The following is a 19,580-nucleotide window of genomic DNA, read 5'->3' on the forward strand; positions in this document are numbered from 1 at the left end:
AGGGGCAAGGTCACTATGGGCGACATGCTGATTTCTCGCTCCAATACAGTGGATCGAGTTGGGTTCGTTGGGATTTTCAGCGATAACCGTGATGACGTGTCCTTTCCGGACACGATGATGCGCCTCCAGCCAAACCCTGCACTGGTTCACCCGCATTTCTTGGAGGCCTTGTTACAGACCACATCTGCCCGCGAATTCCTAATGCGAATTGCAGCGGGCACCAGTGCGAGCATGAAGAAGATCAATCGTGCCAACCTGCTGCAGGTGCGCTTGAACGTGCCGGATCTTGATGTCCAGGAAATGGCGCTCGATGAACTGCAGCAATTTAAAAACGCGATTGCAACGCAAAAGGCACGCTGGGATGCCGCGCGGCAGCTAACAAGACTCATTGCCATGAGAACAATTGGGGGAGCGGCATAGTGTTTAACGAATCCAACACCGTCGAAGCCTATGTCCGTGATCTGCTCGCCGGTCCCATCAAGGCTGCCCCAGTCAACACCGCCCAGGAACCCCAAGCTAGCTACGGGCCCAGCCCCAAAGGCATCGGCTGGCGCTACGCTGCTCCGTCTGAGGTGCCGCGCCAGATTCAGGAAGTGCTGGTTGAACCCTGGCTGCGCGACGCGCTGATTCGTCTAAACCCGGAGATCGCCGCCCAGCCGGACCGGGCCGACGAGGTGCTCTACAAGCTGCGTGCCATCGTGCTGTCGGTGCGCTCGGATGGTCTGATTCGCGCCAACGAGGAAATGACCGCGTGGATGCGCGGTGAGCGCTCGATGCCCTTCGGCCACAACAACGAGCATGTGCCGGTGCGGCTGATCGACCTGGATGATCTGTCGCAAAACCACTACATCGTCACCCAGCAATACACCTACCGTGCAGGCCCCACCGAACGCCGGGCTGATCTGGTGCTGTTGGTGAATGGCCTGCCGCTGGTACTGATCGAGGCCAAGACCCCGGTCAAAAAATGCATCAGCTGGGTCGACGCGGCGGTGCAGGTGCACGATGACTACGAGAAGTTCGTGCCTGAGCTCTTCGTCTGCAACGTGTTCTCGGTGGCGACCGAGGGCAAGGCGTACCGCTATGGCTCCATCGGGCTACCAGTCAAGGACTGGGGCCCTTGGCATCTGGATGGTGATGGCGAGGATAGTCAGCACCATCCGCTGAAGTCGCTCAAGCTGTCGGCCGAGAGCATGCTGCGCCCGCATGTGGTGCTGGACATCCTCGGCAGTTTCACCCTGTTCGCCACCAACAAGAAAAAGCAGCGCATCAAGATCATTTGCCGGTACCAGCAGTTTGAAGCGGCCAACAAGATCGTCGAGCGGGTGCTGGCGGGCTACCCCAGGAAGGGCTTGATCTGGCATTTCCAGGGCTCGGGCAAGTCGCTGCTGATGGTGTTTGCCGCGCAGAAGCTGCGCATGCACGCAGGATTGAAGAATCCCACCGTGCTGATCGTGGTGGATCGGATCGATCTTGATAGCCAGATCACCGGTACCTTCACCGGAGCGGACATTCCCAACCTGGAAAAGGCGGATACCCGCGAGAAGCTGCAGCAGCTGCTGGCGCAGGACGTGCGCAAGATCATCATCACCACGATCTTCAAGTTCGGCGAGGGCCCCAACTCAACAAAAGGGGGCAGCCTGAACGACCGCAGCAACATCATCGCCTTGGTGGACGAAGCCCACCGCACGCAAGAAGGCGACCTGGGCCGCAAGATGCGCGAAGCCCTGCCCAACGCGTTTCTGTTCGGCCTGACCGGCACGCCGATCAACCGTGCCGACCGCAACACCTTCTACGCCTTTGGTGCAGACGAGGATGAGAAAGGCTACATGAGCCGGTACGGCTTCGAGGAGTCGATCCGCGACGGTGCCACGCTAAAACTGCACTTCGAACCGCGCTTGATTGATCTGCACATCGACAAGGCCGCGCTGGACGCCGCCTACAAAGACCTGACCGGCGGCCTGTCGGATCTCGACAAGGACAACCTCGCTAAAACCGCCGCCAAGATGGCCGTGCTGGTGAAGACGCCTGAGCGCATCCGCAAGGTGTGCGAAGACATCGTCGAGCACTTTCAGGCCAAGGTGGAGCCCAATGGCTTCAAGGGCCAGATCGTAACGTTCGATCGCGAGTCCTGCCTGCTGTTCAAGGCCGAGCTGGACAAGCTGCTGCCGCCCGAGGCTACAGACATCGTGATGTCGGTGCAGGCGGCGGACAAAAAAGAACACCCTGAGTACGCGCCTTACGACCGAAGCCGCGATGAAGAAGAGCGACTGCTCGATCGCTTCCGCGACCCGGCCGACCCGCTGAAGCTGATCATCGTCACCGCTAAGCTGCTGACCGGCTTCGACGCGCCCATCCTGCAGGCCATGTACCTGGACAAGCCGCTGCGCGACCACACGCTGCTCCAGGCCATCTGCCGGGTGAACCGTACCTACTCCGAGCAGAAGACCCACGGCCTGATCGTGGACTACCTCGGCATCTTCGATGACGTCGCGGCGGCGCTGGAATTCGACGACCAGAGCGTCAAGCAGGTGGTCAGCAACATCCAGGAGTTGAAGGACAAGCTGCCCGAAGCCATGCAGAAGTGCCTGGCCTTCTTCTCTGGCTGCGATCGCAGTTTGCAAGGCTACGAGGGCCTGATCGCCGCGCAGCAGTGTCTGCCCAATAACGAGGTGCGAGACAACTTTGCTGCCGAGTACAGCGTGCTCAACAAGATCTGGGAGGCGCTGTCACCGGACACCGTTCTGGGCCCCTTCGAGAAGGACTACAAGTGGTTGTCGCAGGTGTACCAGTCGGTACAGCCCTCTAGTGGCCACGGCAAGTTGATCTGGCATTCGCTGGGCGCCAAGACCATCGAGCTGATCCACCAGAACGTGCATGTCGACGCGGTGCGGGATGACCTCGACACCTTGGTGCTGGACGCTGATCTGCTGGAAGCGGTGCTGTCGAACCCAGACCCGAAGAAGGCCAAGGAGATTGAGATCAAGCTCAAGCGCCGGCTGCGCGGGCATGGCGGCAACCCCAAGTTCAAGAAGCTGTCGGAGCGGCTCGATGCGCTGAAGGACCGCTTCGAATCCGGGCAGATCAACAGCGTCGAGTTTCTGAAGCAGTTTGAGGTTGCCCCTGAAAAGTGGAGTTCTTAACCCTTGTTGAAGATACCGACAAGGAGTTCAGAGATGAGTGACAAGCAGGTGCGTGCGCAGTACACGCGAGAGTTCAAGCAGGAGGCTGTTCGGCAGGTCCGCTCGGGTCAGGCGATTGCGGTGGTGGCCAAGGTACTGGGCATCCCCAAAGCGAGCCTGGGCAACTGGGTGCGGCTGTCAGCCAAGGGAGAATTGGACGGTGCGGGCGGTGGTGACAAGGGCATCCAAGTCTCGCCCGAGCAGATGGAGATAGCCCGGTTGCGTGCAGAGAATGCTCGCCTTCGCATGGAGCGCGACATCGCAAAAAAAGCCGCGGCGTACTTCGCGCAGGACACGCTGCGAGGTACGCCTGGATTCACCAAATGAGAAAGCTGTACCCGGTGAGTGTGTCCTGCGGGGTGCTGGAGGTCAGCGCGAGCGGGTACTTCAACTGGCTGCGCCGGCGTGAGTCTGGCCACGGTGGACCTGCCCGGCGTCACAGCGACGAAGCCCTGCTGGCGTACATGCGCGCCATCCACGCCGAGGTGAAGGGGGAATACGGCTGGCCACGCATGCACAAGGAACTGCTGGCCCGGGGCATCCGAGTGGGCAAAGACCGGGTGCGCAAGCTCATGCAGCAGCACGGCATCAGGGCCAAGACCAAACGCAAGTTCGTGGTGACCACCGATAGCCGCCACAGCCTGCCGGTGGCGCCCGACTTGGTACAGCGGCGCTTCAACCCCGAGGCGCCCAACCAGCTCTGGAGTGGCGACATCACCTACATCCAAACCGACGAGGGCTGGCTGTACCTGGCTGCGGTCATCGACCTGTTCAACCGTCAGGTGGTGGGCTGGAGCCTGCAGCCGCACATGCAGGCCAGCCTGGTCAAGGACGCGCTGGCCATGGCGTGGTGGCGCCGCAGGCCGCCTCCTGGGCTGATATTCCACAGCGACCGGGGCAGCCAGTATTGCAGCCATGAGTTCCAGGATGCCTTGAAGGGCTGGGGCATGCGTTCATCGATGAGCAGAAAGGGTAACTGTTGGGACAACGCACCGACCGAGAGCTTCTGGGGCCGGCTGAAAACAGCCAGCGTACATGGGTGCAAATTTGCTACCCGTGAGCAGGCCAGGCAGGCGGTGATGGACTGGATGGCCTTCTACAATCACCGAAGGCTGCATTCGTCGCTGGGCTACCTCAGCCCGATGCAGTACGAGCAGCGCTGGTACGAGGCACAGCGTAAAAAGGCCGCGTGAACCGTGGGTTAAGAGCTACACGAAACAGGGGCAAGGTCAGTTGCTGGAGATCGCCAAGGAGACGCTGCAGGCCGAGAAGGACGTGCCGTCCGAAGAGGACGAGGATCGCGGTAAGGCGGCTCTCACCGAGTTGTTCAACGAGGTCAAGACTTCTGAGACGCCCATCATGGTCGAACGCGTGGTCACGGACATCGACGAGATAGTGCGACTGGTCCGCTTCCCGGGCTGGCAAGGTACGCAGGCCGGCGAGCGTGAAGTCAAGAAGGCCCTGCGCAAAGCCCTCTTCAAATACAAGCTGCATGCGGATGAAGAGCTGTTCGAGAAGGCCTACAGCTACATCCGGCAGTATTACTGAGGGAATGAACATGAGCGTCAACGCAAGCCCATCCTGGCCTTACCCCGGCGCACGCTGGTGGAAGTTCGACTTCCATACCCACACCCCAGCTTCCAAGGATACCGGGGCATGGCAGGTAGCCATCGGCACGCCGAATGAGTTAACGCCGCAGACATGGCTGCTCAAATACATGGCCGCCGAAATCGACTGCGTGGCCGTCACCGACCACAACACGGGCGAGTGGATCGACAGGCTCAAGGCGGCCTATGCGGAAATGAAGCGCGAGGCCGACGCGGGCACGCCGCCGGGCGGCTTCCGTGAGTTGCACCTGTTCCCCGGTGTGGAAATCTCGGTGCAGGGCGGCTTTCATCTGCTGGCGATCTTTGACCCGTCCGCCACCAGTCAGACCATCAGCGACCTGCTAGCGCAGGTGGATTACCAAGGCACGCGTGGCGACAGCGATGGCGTTACCCGTCTCGGTGCCGCCCAGGTGGTGGAGCGCATTCTGGCGGCGGGCGGCCTGGCCATTCCGGCACACGTCGAAGGCGACAAGGGGCTGCTACAGGTCGAACCTGGTACGCGTAAATGCATGATGGATGCCAATACGGTTAAGGCGATCTTGCAGGAGCCCGGCATCCTGGCGCTGGAGTGGGCCGCCTCCAACAGCCCTGTGCCCATGGTGCTGGAGGAGCTGAAACTGCGCTTTGCCAGCGTGGTGGGCAGCGATTGCCACAGCTTCCAAGGTACGGCTGTTCCGGGTTCGCGCTACACCTGGATCAAGATGGCGCGGCCTAGCTTGGAAGGCTTGCGTCTTGCCTTGCTGGATGGGCAGGAAGTCTCTGTTCGGCGCAGCGATGAGAGCGACGGCTTTGCGCCGTTCAATACGCCCGAGCATTTCATTGAGTCGATTGAAATCCGCGACGCTCGCTACATGGGGCGCGGCAGGCAGCCTGCCGAGTTGCCGCTCAATCCGTACTTCAATGCCTTGATAGGTGGCCGTGGCACAGGTAAATCGACCACCGTGCATGCCCTGCGTCTGGCTTATCGCCGTGAGAAGGAGCTGTCACTCAGCTCGGAAGCCGGGCAGACCTTCAAGCGTTTCAATCAGGTTGCCAGGGGCCGCAATGACGAAGGCGGACTACGGGCGGAAACCAGCCTCTGCGTGCAAGTGCAGCGCGATGGCATGCCCTATCGCCTGATCTGGCGGCAGGATGGCCAGGGCCATGCGGTGGAGGAATGGAACGCCGCTACGGGCAGTTTCAAGCCTTCGGCCAGTCAGGCCGTCACCGAGCAACGCTTTCCGGTGCGTCTGTTCAGCCAGGGGCAGATCGCCGCGCTGGCCGGTGACAGCCAGCAGGCGCTGCTCAAGGTGATTGACGATGCGGCGGGCACGCAATCGCAGCAAGCCGCTTTCGAGGAAGCCAAGCGTGCCTTCCTGGCCGCACGGGCGCAAATGCGCGAGCTGGATGGCAAGCTGCAAGGGCGTGAAGCGTTGACGCTGGCCCTGCAAGATATTCAGCGCAAGCTGGCCCGCTTCGAGGGCGCCGATCATGCCGCCCTGCTGAAAAACTATCAGCGCACCAACCGGCAAAGCCGCGAGCTGGAACGCCAGTTCGACGCCTCCGCCGAACTGGCAACCCGCTTGAAAGCGCTTGCCGACGATCTGTTGGCGGAAGACTTGCCGGAAGGCTTGTTCGATACCGCCGAAGACGGACCAGCACTGAGCATTGTCCAGGCGCTGCACGCCGCCATCGCCAAGGCGCAGCAGGACGTCGAGCGCGCGGCAAACGTGCTGCAGGAGCGTGGGCAAGTCCTGAGAGGTGAACTGGAGGCTTCGCCCTGGTTTGCGCGGATCGACGCGGCCAAGACGGCTTACGAGCAGCTCAAGGCCGACTTGCAGCAACAAGGCGTCAGCGACCCCAGCGAGTACGGTCGTCTGGTGCAAGAAAAGCAGCGCCAGGAAATCGAGCTGAAGAAGCTGGAAGCCTTGCAGAAGCAGCACACTGAGTTGCGCGAGAAGGCCAAGTCGTTGCTGGAACAGGTGCAATCCGCCCGCCGCGCCATCAGCGCCCAACGGAGCGCATTTCTGCAGGCAACGCTGCAAGGCAATCCCTTTGTGCGCATCGAGCTGATCCCGTACAGCCGGGACGCGCAGGGCATCGAGCGCTCCTTGCGGGAGGTGCTTGGTGCTGTCGACGAGCGCTTCAAGGCCGACATATATCAGGAACCGCAGGAAGAGGGCTTGGCGCGAGGGGTAGTTGCCGATCTGATGCTGCTCAGTGAGCTGTCTTTAAACACGTTGCCGAGTTCCCAAGACATCGAAGCATACGAGAACTCCATTGAGACGCTGAAGAAGCGGCTCGTTGAAGCAGCCGTAGGAAAGGACGAATTTGGCGCACGATTTAACAGTTTCCTGAAAGCGGAAGCCGACAAGCGCCCGGAATTCATCGATCACATTCTGTGCTGGTTCCCCGAAGACGGTTTGCAGGTGGAGTACAGCCGCAAAGGTGACGGGCGGGACTTTCAGTCCATCGGCCAGGCGTCCGCCGGGCAGCGCGCGGCGGCCATGCTGGCCTTCCTGCTGGCGCACGGCAACGAGCCACTGGTGCTCGACCAGCCAGAAGATGACCTGGATAACCACCTGATCTACGGACTGGTCGTGCAGCAGATCCGCAGCAACAAACTGCGCCGTCAGCTCATCATCGTGACCCACAACCCCAACATCGTGGTCAATGGCGATGCGGAGTTGATCCACGTACTGGACTTCAACCACCAGTGCCACGTGAAGCAAACCGGCTCTTTGCAGGATCAGGCTATGCGCCGCGAAGTCTGCCAAGTGATGGAAGGCGGCGAAGAAGCGTTCGAACGACGTTACCAACGCCTGGGAAGAGAGGTTTGACATGTTCGACAACATCGCCGACTTGATCGACAAGATTCGCCTGGGAGAGGACTCCTATCTGGAGTTGAAGGAAGTCCGCTTTGCTGGCCAAAAGGTGTCAGCACCCCATAAAGATTCGCTGGCCGATGAGCTGGCCGCTTTCGCCAACAGCCGGGGTGGTGTGTGCGTGCTCGGCGTGGACGACACCCGTGAAGTGCTCGGTATCCCGCTGGAGCGCTTGGACCTGGTGGAGGATTTCGTCCGGCAGATTTGCCTGGACAGCATCACCCCGCCGCTCGCGCCGGTGATCGAGCGTCTGAGCCTGCCCAGCACGTCAGGCGAGCCCTTGCCTGTATTGAAAGTCGATATCGCAAGCAGCCTGTTCGTGCATAAAAGCCCCGGCGGCTATTTGCACCGCGTGGGCAGCGCCAAGCGTGAAATGGCTCCGGACTATCTGGCGCGGCTGTTCCAGCAACGCAGCCAGGCGCGCATCATCCGCTTCGACGAGCAGCCGGTGCCTGGCGCCACGCTCGATGACCTTGCAGATGACCTCTGGCAACGTTTTGCCAGTCCTCGCGTGCAAGATACGCGTGCGGTGCTGCTGGATAAACTGGCCATGGCGCGCCCCGATACCGACGGCGCACTTCGGCCAACCATCGCCGGCGTGCTGATGGCCAGCGCAGATCCCCGCCGCTGGCTGCCAAATGCCTTCATTCAGGCGGTGGCCTACCGTGGCACCGAGGTGCTGCCGCAAGGCGACACGGCCTATCAGCTCGACGCCCAGGACATCACCGGGCCGCTGGATGCCCAGGTGCTGGCGGCTTGCCACTTCGTCCGCAAGAACATGCAGGTCTATGCCACCAAGGATGAGGGCAGGCACGATCTGCCGCAGTACGACATGACCGCCGTCTTCGAGGCCCTGGTCAATGCCGTTGCACACCGGGATTACTCGATCCATGGCGCCAAAATCCGCCTGCGGATGTTTGCGGACCGGCTGGAGCTGTATTCGCCAGGCGCCATCCCCAACACCATGACGGTGGAGAGCCTTCCCTACCGCCAGGCCGCGCGAAACGAAGCCATCACCAGCCTGCTGGCCAAATGTTCCGTGCCCGAGGCGGACAAAGCGATCACAGGCCGCAGCGCCATGATGGACAAGCGTGGTGAAGGGGTTCAGATCATTCTGGATCAAAGTGAACGGCTGTCCGGCAAGCGGCCGGTTTACAGGCTAGTGGATGACTCCGAGCTGTTGTTGATCATCCCTGCTGCCGAGCCTCCCGCAGCAGTTGAGTGAGATTGAGAGGATAAGGAAGCACCATGGCCAAGGCTGAAGCCAGCGTTGAAGAACTGGTCTCGATGATCGAGCGCGGTGAGCTGCGCTTGCCGGAAATGCAGCGGCAGTATGTCTGGCGCTCCACGCGCGTACGCGACTTGCTCGACTCTCTGTATCGGGGCTATCCCTCGGGGGCGATTCTGCTGTGGGAAACCGATGAGGCCGTGCCCCTGCAAAGCTTTGCCGTCAGCCAAAGCAATAACCCTTATCAGAGCACCCGCCTGTTGCTCGATGGACAACAGCGTCTGACCTCGTTGTCTGCCGTCATTCGTGGCGAGCCGGTGTCGGTGCGCGGTCGCCGTCGGCCCATCGATTTGCTCTTTAACAGGCCGTTGAAAAATCCCCCGCCGACGCCCGCGTTGGCCGCTACGATCTGAAGCCATCGGTGAACGACCCAGACGAGGACGATGAGAGGCAGTCAAGATTTCCAGGGGGCGATGTTCAGCTACATCAGCCTTGAAGAGCGCGTGCCGCAGGCACACCCGCTGCGCAAGTTGCGCGCGGTGGTTGATGCGCTGCTGGCAACCATGAACCGCGAGTTCGAAGCGGTGTACGCCCGCCGTGGCCGCCCATCGGTGCCACCGGAGATGCTGCTCAAGGCCTTGCTGCTGCAGATCCTGTTCTCCATCCGCAGCGAGCGCCAGTTGGTCGAAGCGATCAACTACAACCTGCTGTACCGCTGGTTCGTGGGCCTGAACATCGAAGACAAGGTCTGGGACCACTCCACTTTCAGCGCCAACCGCGAACGTCTGTTCAACGAAGACCTCGCCCGCGCCTTCTTCGAGCGCGTCAAGCTCAGTGCCCAGTGGGGCAAGCTCGCCAGCGACGAGCACTTCAGCGTGGACGGCACGCTCATTGACGCCTGGGCCTCGCACAAGAGCTTCAAGCGCAAAGACGACGACAGCGGCACGCCGCCTGGGCGCAACCCCGAGGTGGACTTCAAGGGGCAGGAGCGCTGCAACGACACCCACGAGAGCACCACGGACGCCGATGCCCGGCTGTTCAAGAAGAGCCAGGGCGACAAATCCCGCCTGTGCCACATGGGGCACATCCTCATGGAGAACCGCAACGGGCTGATCGTGGATGTCGAGATCACCCACGCCAGCGGCACGGCCGAGCGCGAGGCGGCGCTGGCCATGTTGGAGCGTCGGGGCAACAGGAACAAACGGGCCACGGTCGGTGCCGACAAGGGCTACGACAGCAAGGCCTTCATCAAAGGCTGCAGAAAGCTCAAAGTCACGCCCCACGTGGCGGCCAAGGACAAACACTCGGCGGTGGATGCGCGAGTGACACGGCACGAGGGCTACAAGACCAGCCTGAAGGTGCGCAAGCGCATCGAAGAGGCCTTTGGCTGGATCAAGACCGTCGGTGGTCTGGCAAAGACCAAGCTGATCGGTCAGGCCAAGCTCACGGGCCAGGCGCTGCTGTGCTTTGCCACCTACAACCTTGTGCGAATGGGCAGCATCGGCGGCTGGTGGGACGCGCATCATGCGTGAGCCCAGGGATACGTGCGCCCGAAATGGGCGGGAGGGCCTGCAAACCGGCCAGATGGGCCGTTGCAATCGCTGCGCAGACGCGTCTGGGCAGCTCGTGTCTTCGCACTCAGCGTCCCTGATGCGTTCGAAAAGCACTTTTTCAACGGCCTGCTAAGGGGCCGCGTCATCGAGCCGCCTCAAGCACGGAATCCACGCCCTGACGAGAATCGTGGCGAGGTGGGGCAAAATGCAGTACATTTGCGTGACATCACTGACGAGACGCTGCCATGTCACGCCTGAAGGACGAAACCCTATCCATCCGCACCTCCGCTGAGATCAAGCAGCTTTTGCGCTTGGCGGCTGAGCGCGAGCGCCGCTCGGTGGCTTCGATGATCGAAATCCTGGTGCTGGAGTACGCCCGCGCGCACGATCTGCACGCCGATGGCCTCGCGAAAACGCCAGTCAAGAGCACGCCATCCAAATGACGCAAGCAGCTTCGACAATCACACTCAGCCAGCTTGAAAGCCACCTCTGGGAATCCGCCAACATCCTGCGCGGCCCGGTGGATGCGGCTGACTTTAAGACCTACATCTTTCCGCTGCTGTTCTTCAAGCGCATCTGCGACGTCTGGGACGAGGAGTACCAGGAGATCGTCGATGAGACTGGCGATGAGCAATTGGCCTGGTTTCCCGAGTCGCACCGCTTCCAGATCCCGGAAGACTGCCACTGGAACGACGTTCGCACCAAGGCCAGCAATGTCGGGACGGCCCTTCAGCGCGCGATGCGCGAGATTGAGAAAGCCAACCCCGACACCCTGTACGGCGTGTTCGGCGATGCCCAGTGGTCGAACAAGGACCGGCTGTCTGATGCCTTGCTAAAGGACCTGATCGAGCACTTCTCCAAGCTGCCGTTTGGCAACAAGAACGTCAACTCGGATCTGCTTGGCGACGCCTACGAATACCTGATCAAGAAGTTCGCCGACGCCACCAACAAGAAGGCCGGCGAGTTCTACACCCCGCGCAGCGTCGTGCGGCTGATGATCGACATGCTCGATCCCAAAGAAGCCGAGACCATCTACGACCCGGCCTGCGGTACCGGCGGCATGTTGCTGGCTGCCGTGCAGCACGTGAAGGAACAGCATGGCGACGTGAAACGGCTGTGGGGCAAGCTGTACGGACAAGAGAAGAACCTCACCACCTCATCCATCGCGCGGATGAACCTCTTCCTCCACGGCATCGAGGACTTCCAGGTGGTGCGCGGCGACACCCTGCGTAACCCGGCCTTCTTTGAGGTCGACCGACTGGCCACGTTCGACTGCGTGATCGCCAACCCCCCTTTCTCGCTGGAAAAGTGGGGCGAGGACCTGTGGCTGAACGATCCCTTCGGCCGCAACTTTGCCGGCCTGCCACCCTCATCCAGCGGTGACTTCGCGTGGGTGCAGCACATGGTCAAGTCGATGGCCGACGTCAGCGGCCGGATGGCTGTGGTGCTGCCCCAGGGCGCGCTGTTCCGCAAAGGAGTAGAAGGCAACATCCGCCAGAAACTGCTGGAGATGGATCTGGTCGAGGCCGTAATCGGCTTGGCGCCCAACCTGTTTTACGGCACCGGCCTGGCCGCGTGCATCCTGGTCTTGCGCAAGCGCAAACCGGCCAAGCACAAGAAGAAGGTGCTGATCGCCGATGCGTCGCGCCTGTTCCGCCGGGGCCGCGCGCAAAACTATCTGGAGCCCGAGCACGCCACCGAAATCCTCAGCTGGTATCGCGGCTTTGCTGACGTGCAGGACGCGGCCCGCGTGGTCAGCCTCGACGAGATCAAGGCCGAAGACTGGACGCTGAACATTTCGCGCTATGTCCTGCCACCATTGCAAGAAGACATCCCGCCGCTGCCCGCTGCCATCGCGGCATTCAAGGACGCGCTCACCCGCTGCCGTGAAGCCGAAGCGCGGCTTGCGCAGGTCATGACTGAAGGGGGATGGCTGCAATGAGTCACCCAAGCAAACGCATCAGCCAACAAGAACTCGAAAGCTACCTCTGGGGCGCCGCCGTGCTGCTGCGCGGCCTCATCGACGCCGGTGACTACAAGCAGTTCATCTTCCCACTGCTGTTCTACAAGCGGGTCTCGGATGTCTGGGACGAGGAATACCAGGCAGCGCTGGCCAACTCAGGCGGTGACCTCTCCTACGCGCAGTTCGCGGAGAACCACCGCTTCCAGATTCCCGAGAGCGCGCACTGGAACGATATACGCCAGACCCCGAAGAACGTTGGTGCCGCCATCCAGAAGGCCATGCGCGCCATCGAAAGCGCCAACCCGGATCTGCTCGACGGCATCTTCGGTGACGCGCCCTGGACCAACCGCGAGCGTCTGCCCGACGAAACGCTGAAAAACCTCATCGAGCACTTCTCGACGCAGACGCTCTCGGTAGCCAACGTCCCCGAGGACGAGTTGGGCAACGCCTACGAGTACCTGATCAAGAAGTTCGCGGACGATTCCGGCCACACGGCGGCCGAGTTCTACACCAACCGCACCGTCGTCCACTTGATGACGCAACTTCTTGCACCTCAGGCCGGCGAGTCCATCTACGACCCCACCTGCGGCACCGGCGGCATGCTGATTTCAGCGCTGGACGAAGTGAAGCGTTCTGGAGGCGAGTACCGCACGCTCAAGCTCTACGGGCAGGAGCGCAACCTCATTACCTCATCCATCGCCCGCATGAACTTGTTCCTGCACGGCGTGGAGGACTTCGAGATCATTCGGGGTGACACCCTGGCCGAGCCCAAACACATCGAAGGCGACCGCCTGCGCCAGTTCGACGTGATCCTGGCCAACCCGCCGTACTCCATCAAGCAGTGGAATCGCGAGGCCTGGAGCAGTGACAAGTGGGGCCGCAACTCGCTGGGCACGCCGCCGCAAGGCCGCGCCGATTACGCCTTCCAGCAGCACATCCTGACTAGCCTCACCGCCAAGGGGCGTAGTGCCGTGCTCTGGCCGCACGGCGTGCTGTTCCGCAACGAGGAACAGACCATGCGCGCCAAGATGGTCGAGCAAGACTGGGTGGAGGCGGTCATCGGGCTGGGGCCCAACCTGTTCTACAACTCCCCTATGGAGTCGTGCATCGTCATCTGCAACCGCAAGAAGGTCGCCGCTCGCAAGGGCAAGGTGATCTTCATCGACGCGGTGAACGAGGTCACCCGGGAGCGGGCGCAGAGTTTTCTCAAGCCCGAGCACCAGCAGCGCATCCTGAGCGCCTACAAGACCTTTGCGGACGTGCCCGGTTTCGCCAAAGTCGCCACCCTGGCCGAAATCGGCGCCAATGCCGGCAACCTGTCGATCCCGCTGTACGTGAAGCGCATTGCTGCCGCCATCGCCACCGACAGCAATGGTGACGCAGTATCGCTGCGCTCGGCCTGGGACCAATGGCAAACCGATGGCCGCGCGTTCTGGCAACAGATGGATGCGCTGGTCGAAACGCTCGATGGCCTCGTCGCTCAGGAGGCAGCCGATGCGTAGCGCTACCGATCTACTGGATGAACTCAATGCGGTAGACGAGTCCGCCCGCATCGAAGCCAAGCGTGCCAGCGACACGGGTAAGTCGGTGATGGAAACGGTCATCGCCTTTGCCAACGAGCCCGGTCTGGATGGCGGCTACCTGCTACTGGGCGTGGACTGGGCGATCAACGACAAGGGCGATACCGTGTACCGGCCGGTGGGGTTGCCCGATCCGGACAAGGTGCAGCGTGATCTCGCCAGCCAGTGTGCCAGCATGCTCAACGTCGCTCTGCGGCCAGAGATGCAGTTGGAGCAAGTGGGTGGCAAGACGCTGCTGGTGGTGTATGTGCCCGAGGCTGACGTCACTCACAAACCCGTCTACAAAAAAGCCACGGGCCTACCAGGCGGCGCTTACCGCCGCATCGGCTCAAGCGACCAGCGCTGCGTCGATGAAGACCTCTGGGTGTTGCGCGGTGAAAGCCAGCCCTTGCATGGCCCTGATTCAAGCATTCTTTCTGATGCCCGCGCCGACGACTTTGACCCGACCGCGATTGCCGCGTATCGGCGTGAACGTGCCCGCATCAACCCCCAGGCGGAAGAGCTGGACTATGGCGACGAAGACATGCTCGAAGCCCTGGGGGCACTGAGGCGTGTGGATGGTGCCTTGCAACCCACATTGGCTGGCATCGTTTTGTTCGGTAAACCGCTAGATTTGCGCAGATTGCTGCCCATGGTGCGTATTGACTACATACGTGTACCGGGTAACGAATGGGTCGAAGATCCAGAAAATCGCTTCCAATCCATCGACATCCGCAAGCCCCTGATACTGGCATTGCCGCTCGCCGAAGCCAGCATTATTGATGAGCTGCCTAACAGGCCGTTGAAAAAGTGCTTTTCGAACGCATCAGGGACGCTGAGTGCGAAGACACGAGCTGCCCAGACGCGTCTGCGCAGCGATTGCAACGGCCCATCTGGCCGGTTTGCAGGCCCTCCCGCCCATTTCGGGCGCACGTATCCCTGGGCTCACGCATGATGCGCGTCCCACCAGCCGCCGATGCTGCCCATTCGCACAAGGTTGTAGGTGGCAAAGCACAGCAGCGCCTGGCCCGTGAGCTTGGCCTGACCGATCAGCTTGGTCTTTGCCAGACCACCGACGGTCTTGATCCAGCCAAAGGCCTCTTCGATGCGCTTGCGCACCTTCAGGCTGGTCTTGTAGCCCTCGTGCCGTGTCACTCGCGCATCCACCGCCGAGTGTTTGTCCTTGGCCGCCACGTGGGGCGTGACTTTGAGCTTTCTGCAGCCTTTGATGAAGGCCTTGCTGTCGTAGCCCTTGTCGGCACCGACCGTGGCCCGTTTGTTCCTGTTGCCCCGACGCTCCAACATGGCCAGCGCCGCCTCGCGCTCGGCCGTGCCGCTGGCGTGGGTGATCTCGACATCCACGATCAGCCCGTTGCGGTTCTCCATGAGGATGTGCCCCATGTGGCACAGGCGGGATTTGTCGCCCTGGCTCTTCTTGAACAGCCGGGCATCGGCGTCCGTGGTGCTCTCGTGGGTGTCGTTGCAGCGCTCCTGCCCCTTGAAGTCCACCTCGGGGTTGCGCCCAGGCGGCGTGCCGCTGTCGTCGTCTTTGCGCTTGAAGCTCTTGTGCGAGGCCCAGGCGTCAATGAGCGTGCCGTCCACGCTGAAGTGCTCGTCGCTGGCGAGCTTGCCCCACTGGGCACTGAGCTTGACGCGCTCGAAGAAGGCGCGGGCGAGGTCTTCGTTGAACAGACGTTCGCGGTTGGCGCTGAAAGTGGAGTGGTCCCAGACCTTGTCTTCGATGTTCAGGCCCACGAACCAGCGGTACAGCAGGTTGTAGTTGATCGCTTCGACCAACTGGCGCTCGCTGCGGATGGAGAACAGGATCTGCAGCAGCAAGGCCTTGAGCAGCATCTCCGGTGGCACCGATGGGCGGCCACGGCGGGCGTACACCGCTTCGAACTCGCGGTTCATGGTTGCCAGCAGCGCATCAACCACCGCGCGCAACTTGCGCAGCGGGTGTGCCTGCGGCACGCGCTCTTCAAGGCTGATGTAGCTGAACATCGCCCCCTGGAAATCTTGACTGCCTCTCATCGTCCTCGTCTGGGTCGTTCACCGATGGCTTCAGATCGTAGCGGCCAACGCGGGCGTCGGCGGGGGATTTTTCAACGGCCTGCTAGGACTTGGTCCCCCCGTTTTCTCTCTCTCCCGCTATTTGCAACGCCAAGCGTCCAACCAGCGATGTGGCAAATCAAAACGAACTCCGCCGCGGTATCAAGCTCGGCGGTAAGTGATGGCCTACCTCTTTTGTTAGAAGCGAGCCCTTCTGCAATCATTTGAAGTGTGTGTAGGTTGTGTCGGATCAGGACGTGCTCATGGCATTGTGCTGGTTCGATATTTAGCTCCGCCCACAACTGCTCGTCATCCGGCTCATTAGCTGCCGCATCAAGCGTGCCTGACGACAAATATCGATTTTCCTCACTTAGGAGCCACTTGATTTCATCAGGCTTTAAACCCAGCAATGTTTCTTGCAGTAGGTGAACGGCTTTGGCAACGGCCTGGTAGCGTTTTTTTCTCTCTTCGTCTCTGAGGGGCTTGACTTGGTCCGCATGCCACGCCGCCAAAGTTTTGAGCTGCTCGGAAAAAGCAGCGGGGTCTCTGAAAACAGGAAGGCCACAACGGGTTCTGCGGGCGAAAACTTCATATTCAATTTGACCGAGGGGGAGAAAGGCATGCCCATCGCTTGATGTTTTGATCGGCTTCATGCTTGCCCCTTCCATTCATCCAACTTGTCCGCCCATTCCTGCATCATGGTGCGACGCTCATCGAAATAGGTGGCGTGGTTGTAGGTACGACGCACATTGTTCTGGTCAGCATGGGCAAGCTGCGCTTCGATGGCATCGGGACGGTAGCCCATCTCGTTAAGGCGGGTACTGCCGGTGGTCCGTGTGGCGTGTGGGCTATAAGCGCCACTCCACCCCAAAACCTTGAGCGCCTGGCGAAGCGATGCGGCGGACATAGGGGCGTTGCGATCATCCCGGCCAGGAAACAGGTGCTTGCGGTTGCCGGTAATGGCATGCAGTCCTTTGAGCATCTCCACTGCCTGTCGTGGCAGAGGCACGACGTGCTCCTTGCGCGCTTTCATGCGCTGCGCCGGGATACGCCAAACAGCCTTCTCAAGGTCAAACTCATCCCAGGCCGCCTCGGCCACTTCGGTCGGTCGCGCTAGGGTCCACCACATCAGTTGCATGCAATGACTTACCTGAAAGCTGCAGCGGTGGTTTGCGAAGTCGCTCAGCAGTTTGCCGATCTGCTCTTTACTCAGTGCCGGCTTGTGCTGGGTCTTGTTTGCCGGTAGCGCCTTGCGCACCGGCCAAACCGGGTCGCTGTCGGCTCGCAAGGTGGCGACGGCGAACTCGAATACGGCGGACATGGTGCGCCGCGCCTCGGCGGCGACCGTGGGCGCGCCACGCTTTGCTGTTTTCTGCAGGATGTCCAGGACATGGGTTGGCGTTATTTCGCGAACCGGCATATTGCCGATACTGGGGAACACCACGCGTTCCAGCATATCCAGACGCCGGTTCTTGGTGACATCTTCCCAGTCCTTTGTCTGCAGCCACTCCTTGGCGACGATCTCGAAGGTGTTCTTTGCTTCGCTGGCTTTCCGGATGCGGTCGAGCTGCCTTTGCTGCGCGGGATTGATGCCTTGCTTGACCAGTTTGCGTGCGGCCTCGCTGCGTTCCCTGGCTTCAGAGAGCGTAACAGCAGGGTATTCGCCAAGCGCAAACATGCTGGCCTTGCCATCCAGTGTGAAGCGGTATCGCCAAGCCTTGACTCCGTTGGGCTTGACTTCGAGGTAAAGCCCGCGCTGGTCATTCAAGCGGTAGAGCTTCTCCCTGGGCTTGGCGTTGCGGCAGTGCGTGTCGGTAAGCATGGTGGCTGACTCCTTGTCATGGCGACAGCGGCACTATACTCACTTATTCGTACATACTCCAAGAGCTGTACTCGCTAGCGTACTCAGGCATGCATTGACTGCTCGGGAAACTTGAAGCAGCGCTATGAAACAATAAAACCGCGCAACTGCGCGGTTTTATTGGGGGTTTTCATGCTTTCCTGGTGTTTCATGAAACATCAGGAAAACGGCTTGGCGACTCAGACGTTGATCACACGTTTAAACGTTGATCGGTCGGCAAAGGGCCGTGAATGCTAGGTTTCGCGGGGAAATCGCGTCACGGGCTTTGCGGGAATCGCTGGAAGTACCCCCAGTTGTACCCCTAGGGGGTATCGGGATGATAGATCAGTCTGGATGCGGGTGCCAGCGCTGCGTCTGCCGGATAAAACAGTTATGGCGCAGACCGCATTGTTGGCTGACGTCTGGAACGGTACGCGATGAGATGCAGGGGAACGGGCCGCTGGGGCCCAGACCTCGGAGAACTCTCATGGCAGACCATCACACCCACCACAACCCGCTGGGGCAAGATGCCCTGTTCACCACGCCTGCCTCGCTCATGCTCGACGCCCGCCTCACGCCGCTGGAGCGCAATGGCTGGCAGGTTCTACGTATGCTGCGCTCTGCCGAGGGCATCAGCCCGCTGGCGAACCTGGGGCAGTTACGCCGCTATCTCACCACTACACCGTTGGGGCAGCGGTCCGGGTACGAGACGGCCTGGCGCGTTCTCGTCGTGCTCCGGCTGACGGGGTGGATCAGTCTGGTGGGCCAGCAACGCGACCCTCTGACCGGCCATGTGCTCAGCGACCTGTATCGGGTTCACGAAAGCGCCCTGCACTTCCAACAAGCCTGCGCACTCGATGCCAGTCTGTCCGCGCTTCTGCAATCTTCCATCGGCCACGAAAACAACCAGGTGGATCGGGTGGCCGTCCACATTCAGGCAACGCTGGCGCAGGCACCTGAAGCCGCCTCCATTGCGACCCACGATCAGCGTCACGATGACGATGATTTGCCCCCTACGCCGCCATCGCAGGCGAGCGAGGCAGCCGACCCACTGCCATTGTCTGGCGATTCCGCTGGCAGCACGCTTGTTCCGCAACAGACCGAACACGCTCGCCACATGACGGCTGAGCAGGGCAGTACGTATAAGATGTATATGTATAAAAAAGAACGTACGTACCGCGCGCGCGAAGGCGACGGCAATACGGCATCGCAGTCGGTGAGCTTGCCGCCCTGCCTGAGCAATGCCCAGGCAGATCAGCAAAAGGACGTGCAGGCCGCCTTGCGGCGGCTGCCGCCGCAGCATCGCCAGGAAGTACTCGACGAGTTGCAGGCACGCAGCCAGAGCGGCACCGTACGCAATGTCGTGGCCTACTTCTTCGCCTTGGTGAAGCGCGTTTTTGCGGGCGATTTCCGCTTGTGGGCAGGTCGTAAGGAGACATCTGCCACCCCACGGCCTGTCGAAAATCGGCCTGCCGGTGTGCCACGCACCGAACACCGCCCAGAACCGACTGAGCCACCGGCATCGCGTGAAACCGCCCTGGCGCACATCGCCAACATCCGCAAGATGCTGAATGCCCCGACGAACGCTGGGGACATCGCAGCGCAGGCAGTGCAGGCCAGGGGATGGCAGCCGCATCCTGTGTAGTAAATGCTGCCGCGAAACGGGGCGTCACTGCACGCCGCAGTGACGCCCCGCGCAACGCCGCCAACAATGCGGGCGAAAGCTAGTTCCTAT

Annotated in this window: 16 protein-coding genes; 13 read left to right on the top strand and 3 right to left on the bottom strand. The window is 61.2% G+C overall.

Translation table 11 applies throughout. From position 1 onward, the window contains the following. Positions 1-24: 24 nt before the first annotated feature. From K2L43_RS15630 to K2L43_RS15685, 12 genes are all read left to right on the top strand, one after another. Complete coding sequence (locus K2L43_RS15630) at positions 25-420, top strand: restriction endonuclease subunit S (protein WP_255580468.1); 396 nt, start codon at positions 25-27, stop codon at positions 418-420. Next, complete coding sequence (locus tag K2L43_RS15635; RefSeq protein ID WP_255580469.1) at positions 420-3,140, top strand: type I restriction endonuclease subunit R; 2,721 nt, start codon at positions 420-422, stop codon at positions 3,138-3,140. Before K2L43_RS15630 ends, K2L43_RS15635 begins: the two co-directional genes overlap by 1 nt. 33 nt (positions 3,141-3,173) lie before the next feature. Next, positions 3,174-4,372, top strand: a protein-coding gene (locus K2L43_RS15640) for an IS3 family transposase (RefSeq protein ID WP_103738857.1) whose coding sequence is annotated in 2 segments (ribosomal slippage) — positions 3,174-3,441 and positions 3,441-4,372 — 1,200 coding nt in all. Because the reading frame shifts where the segments join, the coding sequence is not laid out codon by codon here. Between the two features lie 40 nt (positions 4,373-4,412). Further along, positions 4,413-4,727, top strand: coding sequence for a hypothetical protein (locus K2L43_RS15645; protein ID WP_255580470.1), 315 nt, complete (start codon positions 4,413-4,415; stop codon positions 4,725-4,727). A 10-nt stretch (positions 4,728-4,737) separates the two neighbouring features. Continuing rightward, positions 4,738-7,605: a TrlF family AAA-like ATPase gene (locus K2L43_RS15650; protein ID WP_011806701.1), complete on the top strand. Its 2,868-nt coding sequence runs from the start codon at positions 4,738-4,740 to the stop codon at positions 7,603-7,605. A 1-nt stretch (position 7,606) separates the two neighbouring features. Then, positions 7,607-8,875 carry an ATP-binding protein gene (locus tag K2L43_RS15655; RefSeq protein ID WP_011806700.1) on the top strand — a complete coding sequence of 423 codons (1,269 nt, stop codon included), beginning with the start codon at positions 7,607-7,609 and terminating at the stop codon, positions 8,873-8,875. Between the two features lie 23 nt (positions 8,876-8,898). Then, positions 8,899-9,291 carry a DUF262 domain-containing protein gene (locus tag K2L43_RS15660; RefSeq protein WP_255580471.1) on the top strand — a complete coding sequence of 131 codons (393 nt, stop codon included), beginning with the start codon at positions 8,899-8,901 and terminating at the stop codon, positions 9,289-9,291. Positions 9,292-9,321: 30 nt separating this feature from the next. After that, a complete protein-coding gene (locus K2L43_RS15665) occupies positions 9,322-10,410 on the top strand; it encodes an IS5-like element ISDisp1 family transposase (protein ID WP_011803559.1) in 1,089 nt (362 codons plus the stop codon). 266 nt (positions 10,411-10,676) lie between these two features. Then, positions 10,677-10,874 (top strand): hypothetical protein, encoded by a 198-nt coding sequence (locus K2L43_RS15670; RefSeq protein ID WP_011806707.1) that lies wholly within the window; start codon positions 10,677-10,679, stop codon positions 10,872-10,874. After that, positions 10,871-12,373, top strand: a complete 1,503-nt coding sequence (locus K2L43_RS15675) for a class I SAM-dependent DNA methyltransferase (protein ID WP_165563883.1) — start codon at positions 10,871-10,873, stop codon at positions 12,371-12,373. Before K2L43_RS15670 ends, K2L43_RS15675 begins: the two co-directional genes overlap by 4 nt. Further along, positions 12,370-13,896, top strand: a complete 1,527-nt coding sequence (locus K2L43_RS15680; RefSeq protein WP_220637941.1) for a class I SAM-dependent DNA methyltransferase — start codon at positions 12,370-12,372, stop codon at positions 13,894-13,896. The genes K2L43_RS15675 and K2L43_RS15680 overlap by 4 nt, the downstream gene beginning before the upstream one ends. Beyond that, positions 13,889-14,908 (top strand): helix-turn-helix domain-containing protein, encoded by a 1,020-nt coding sequence (locus K2L43_RS15685; RefSeq protein WP_220637942.1) that lies wholly within the window; start codon positions 13,889-13,891, stop codon positions 14,906-14,908. Before K2L43_RS15680 ends, K2L43_RS15685 begins: the two co-directional genes overlap by 8 nt. Here K2L43_RS15685 and K2L43_RS15690 read toward each other — a convergent pair. The 3 genes from K2L43_RS15690 to K2L43_RS15700 all read right to left on the bottom strand — a co-directional run bounded on the left by K2L43_RS15690 (position 14,899) and on the right by K2L43_RS15700 (position 17,827). Then, a complete protein-coding gene (locus tag K2L43_RS15690; RefSeq protein ID WP_011803559.1) occupies positions 14,899-15,987 on the bottom strand; it encodes an IS5-like element ISDisp1 family transposase in 1,089 nt (362 codons plus the stop codon). The genes K2L43_RS15685 and K2L43_RS15690 overlap by 10 nt on opposite strands. Before the next feature lie 71 nt (positions 15,988-16,058). After that, complete coding sequence (locus tag K2L43_RS15695; protein WP_255580472.1) at positions 16,059-16,658, bottom strand: hypothetical protein; 600 nt, start codon at positions 16,656-16,658, stop codon at positions 16,059-16,061. Further along, positions 16,655-17,827 carry an integrase arm-type DNA-binding domain-containing protein gene (locus K2L43_RS15700; protein WP_011806712.1) on the bottom strand — a complete coding sequence of 391 codons (1,173 nt, stop codon included), beginning with the start codon at positions 17,825-17,827 and terminating at the stop codon, positions 16,655-16,657. The genes K2L43_RS15695 and K2L43_RS15700 overlap by 4 nt, the downstream gene beginning before the upstream one ends. A gap of 505 nt (positions 17,828-18,332) precedes the next feature. On the opposite strand from K2L43_RS15700, the gene K2L43_RS15705 reads away from it, so the two are divergent. Continuing rightward, positions 18,333-19,490 (top strand): STY4528 family pathogenicity island replication protein, encoded by a 1,158-nt coding sequence (locus K2L43_RS15705; protein WP_255580473.1) that lies wholly within the window; start codon positions 18,333-18,335, stop codon positions 19,488-19,490. The last annotated feature ends 90 nt before the right edge of the window (positions 19,491-19,580 follow it).

Origin of the sequence: Diaphorobacter sp. MNS-0 (assembly GCF_019602835.1) — a bacterium.
Classification (GTDB): Bacteria; Pseudomonadota; Gammaproteobacteria; order Burkholderiales; family Burkholderiaceae_C; genus Diaphorobacter; species Diaphorobacter nitroreducens.

Excerpts from the sequence above, each read along its gene's own strand:
- K2L43_RS15630 (WP_255580468.1), top strand. The coding sequence starts at position 25 with ATGCTGATTTCTCGCTCCAATACAGTGGATCGAGTTGGGTTCGTTGGG.
- K2L43_RS15650 (WP_011806701.1), top strand. The coding sequence starts at position 4,738 with ATGAGCGTCAACGCAAGCCCATCCTGGCCTTACCCCGGCGCACGCTGG.
- K2L43_RS15655 (WP_011806700.1), top strand. The coding sequence starts at position 7,607 with ATGTTCGACAACATCGCCGACTTGATCGACAAGATTCGCCTGGGAGAG.
- K2L43_RS15660 (WP_255580471.1), top strand. The coding sequence starts at position 8,899 with ATGGCCAAGGCTGAAGCCAGCGTTGAAGAACTGGTCTCGATGATCGAG.
- K2L43_RS15665 (WP_011803559.1), top strand. The coding sequence starts at position 9,322 with ATGAGAGGCAGTCAAGATTTCCAGGGGGCGATGTTCAGCTACATCAGC.
- K2L43_RS15670 (WP_011806707.1), top strand. The coding sequence starts at position 10,677 with ATGTCACGCCTGAAGGACGAAACCCTATCCATCCGCACCTCCGCTGAG.
- K2L43_RS15675 (WP_165563883.1), top strand. The coding sequence starts at position 10,871 with ATGACGCAAGCAGCTTCGACAATCACACTCAGCCAGCTTGAAAGCCAC.
- K2L43_RS15680 (WP_220637941.1), top strand. The coding sequence starts at position 12,370 with ATGAGTCACCCAAGCAAACGCATCAGCCAACAAGAACTCGAAAGCTAC.
- K2L43_RS15685 (WP_220637942.1), top strand. The coding sequence starts at position 13,889 with ATGCGTAGCGCTACCGATCTACTGGATGAACTCAATGCGGTAGACGAG.
- K2L43_RS15690 (WP_011803559.1), bottom strand. The coding sequence starts at position 15,987 with ATGAGAGGCAGTCAAGATTTCCAGGGGGCGATGTTCAGCTACATCAGC.
- K2L43_RS15695 (WP_255580472.1), bottom strand. The coding sequence starts at position 16,658 with ATGAAGCCGATCAAAACATCAAGCGATGGGCATGCCTTTCTCCCCCTC.
- K2L43_RS15700 (WP_011806712.1), bottom strand. The coding sequence starts at position 17,827 with ATGCTTACCGACACGCACTGCCGCAACGCCAAGCCCAGGGAGAAGCTC.
- K2L43_RS15705 (WP_255580473.1), top strand. The coding sequence starts at position 18,333 with ATGGCAGACCATCACACCCACCACAACCCGCTGGGGCAAGATGCCCTG.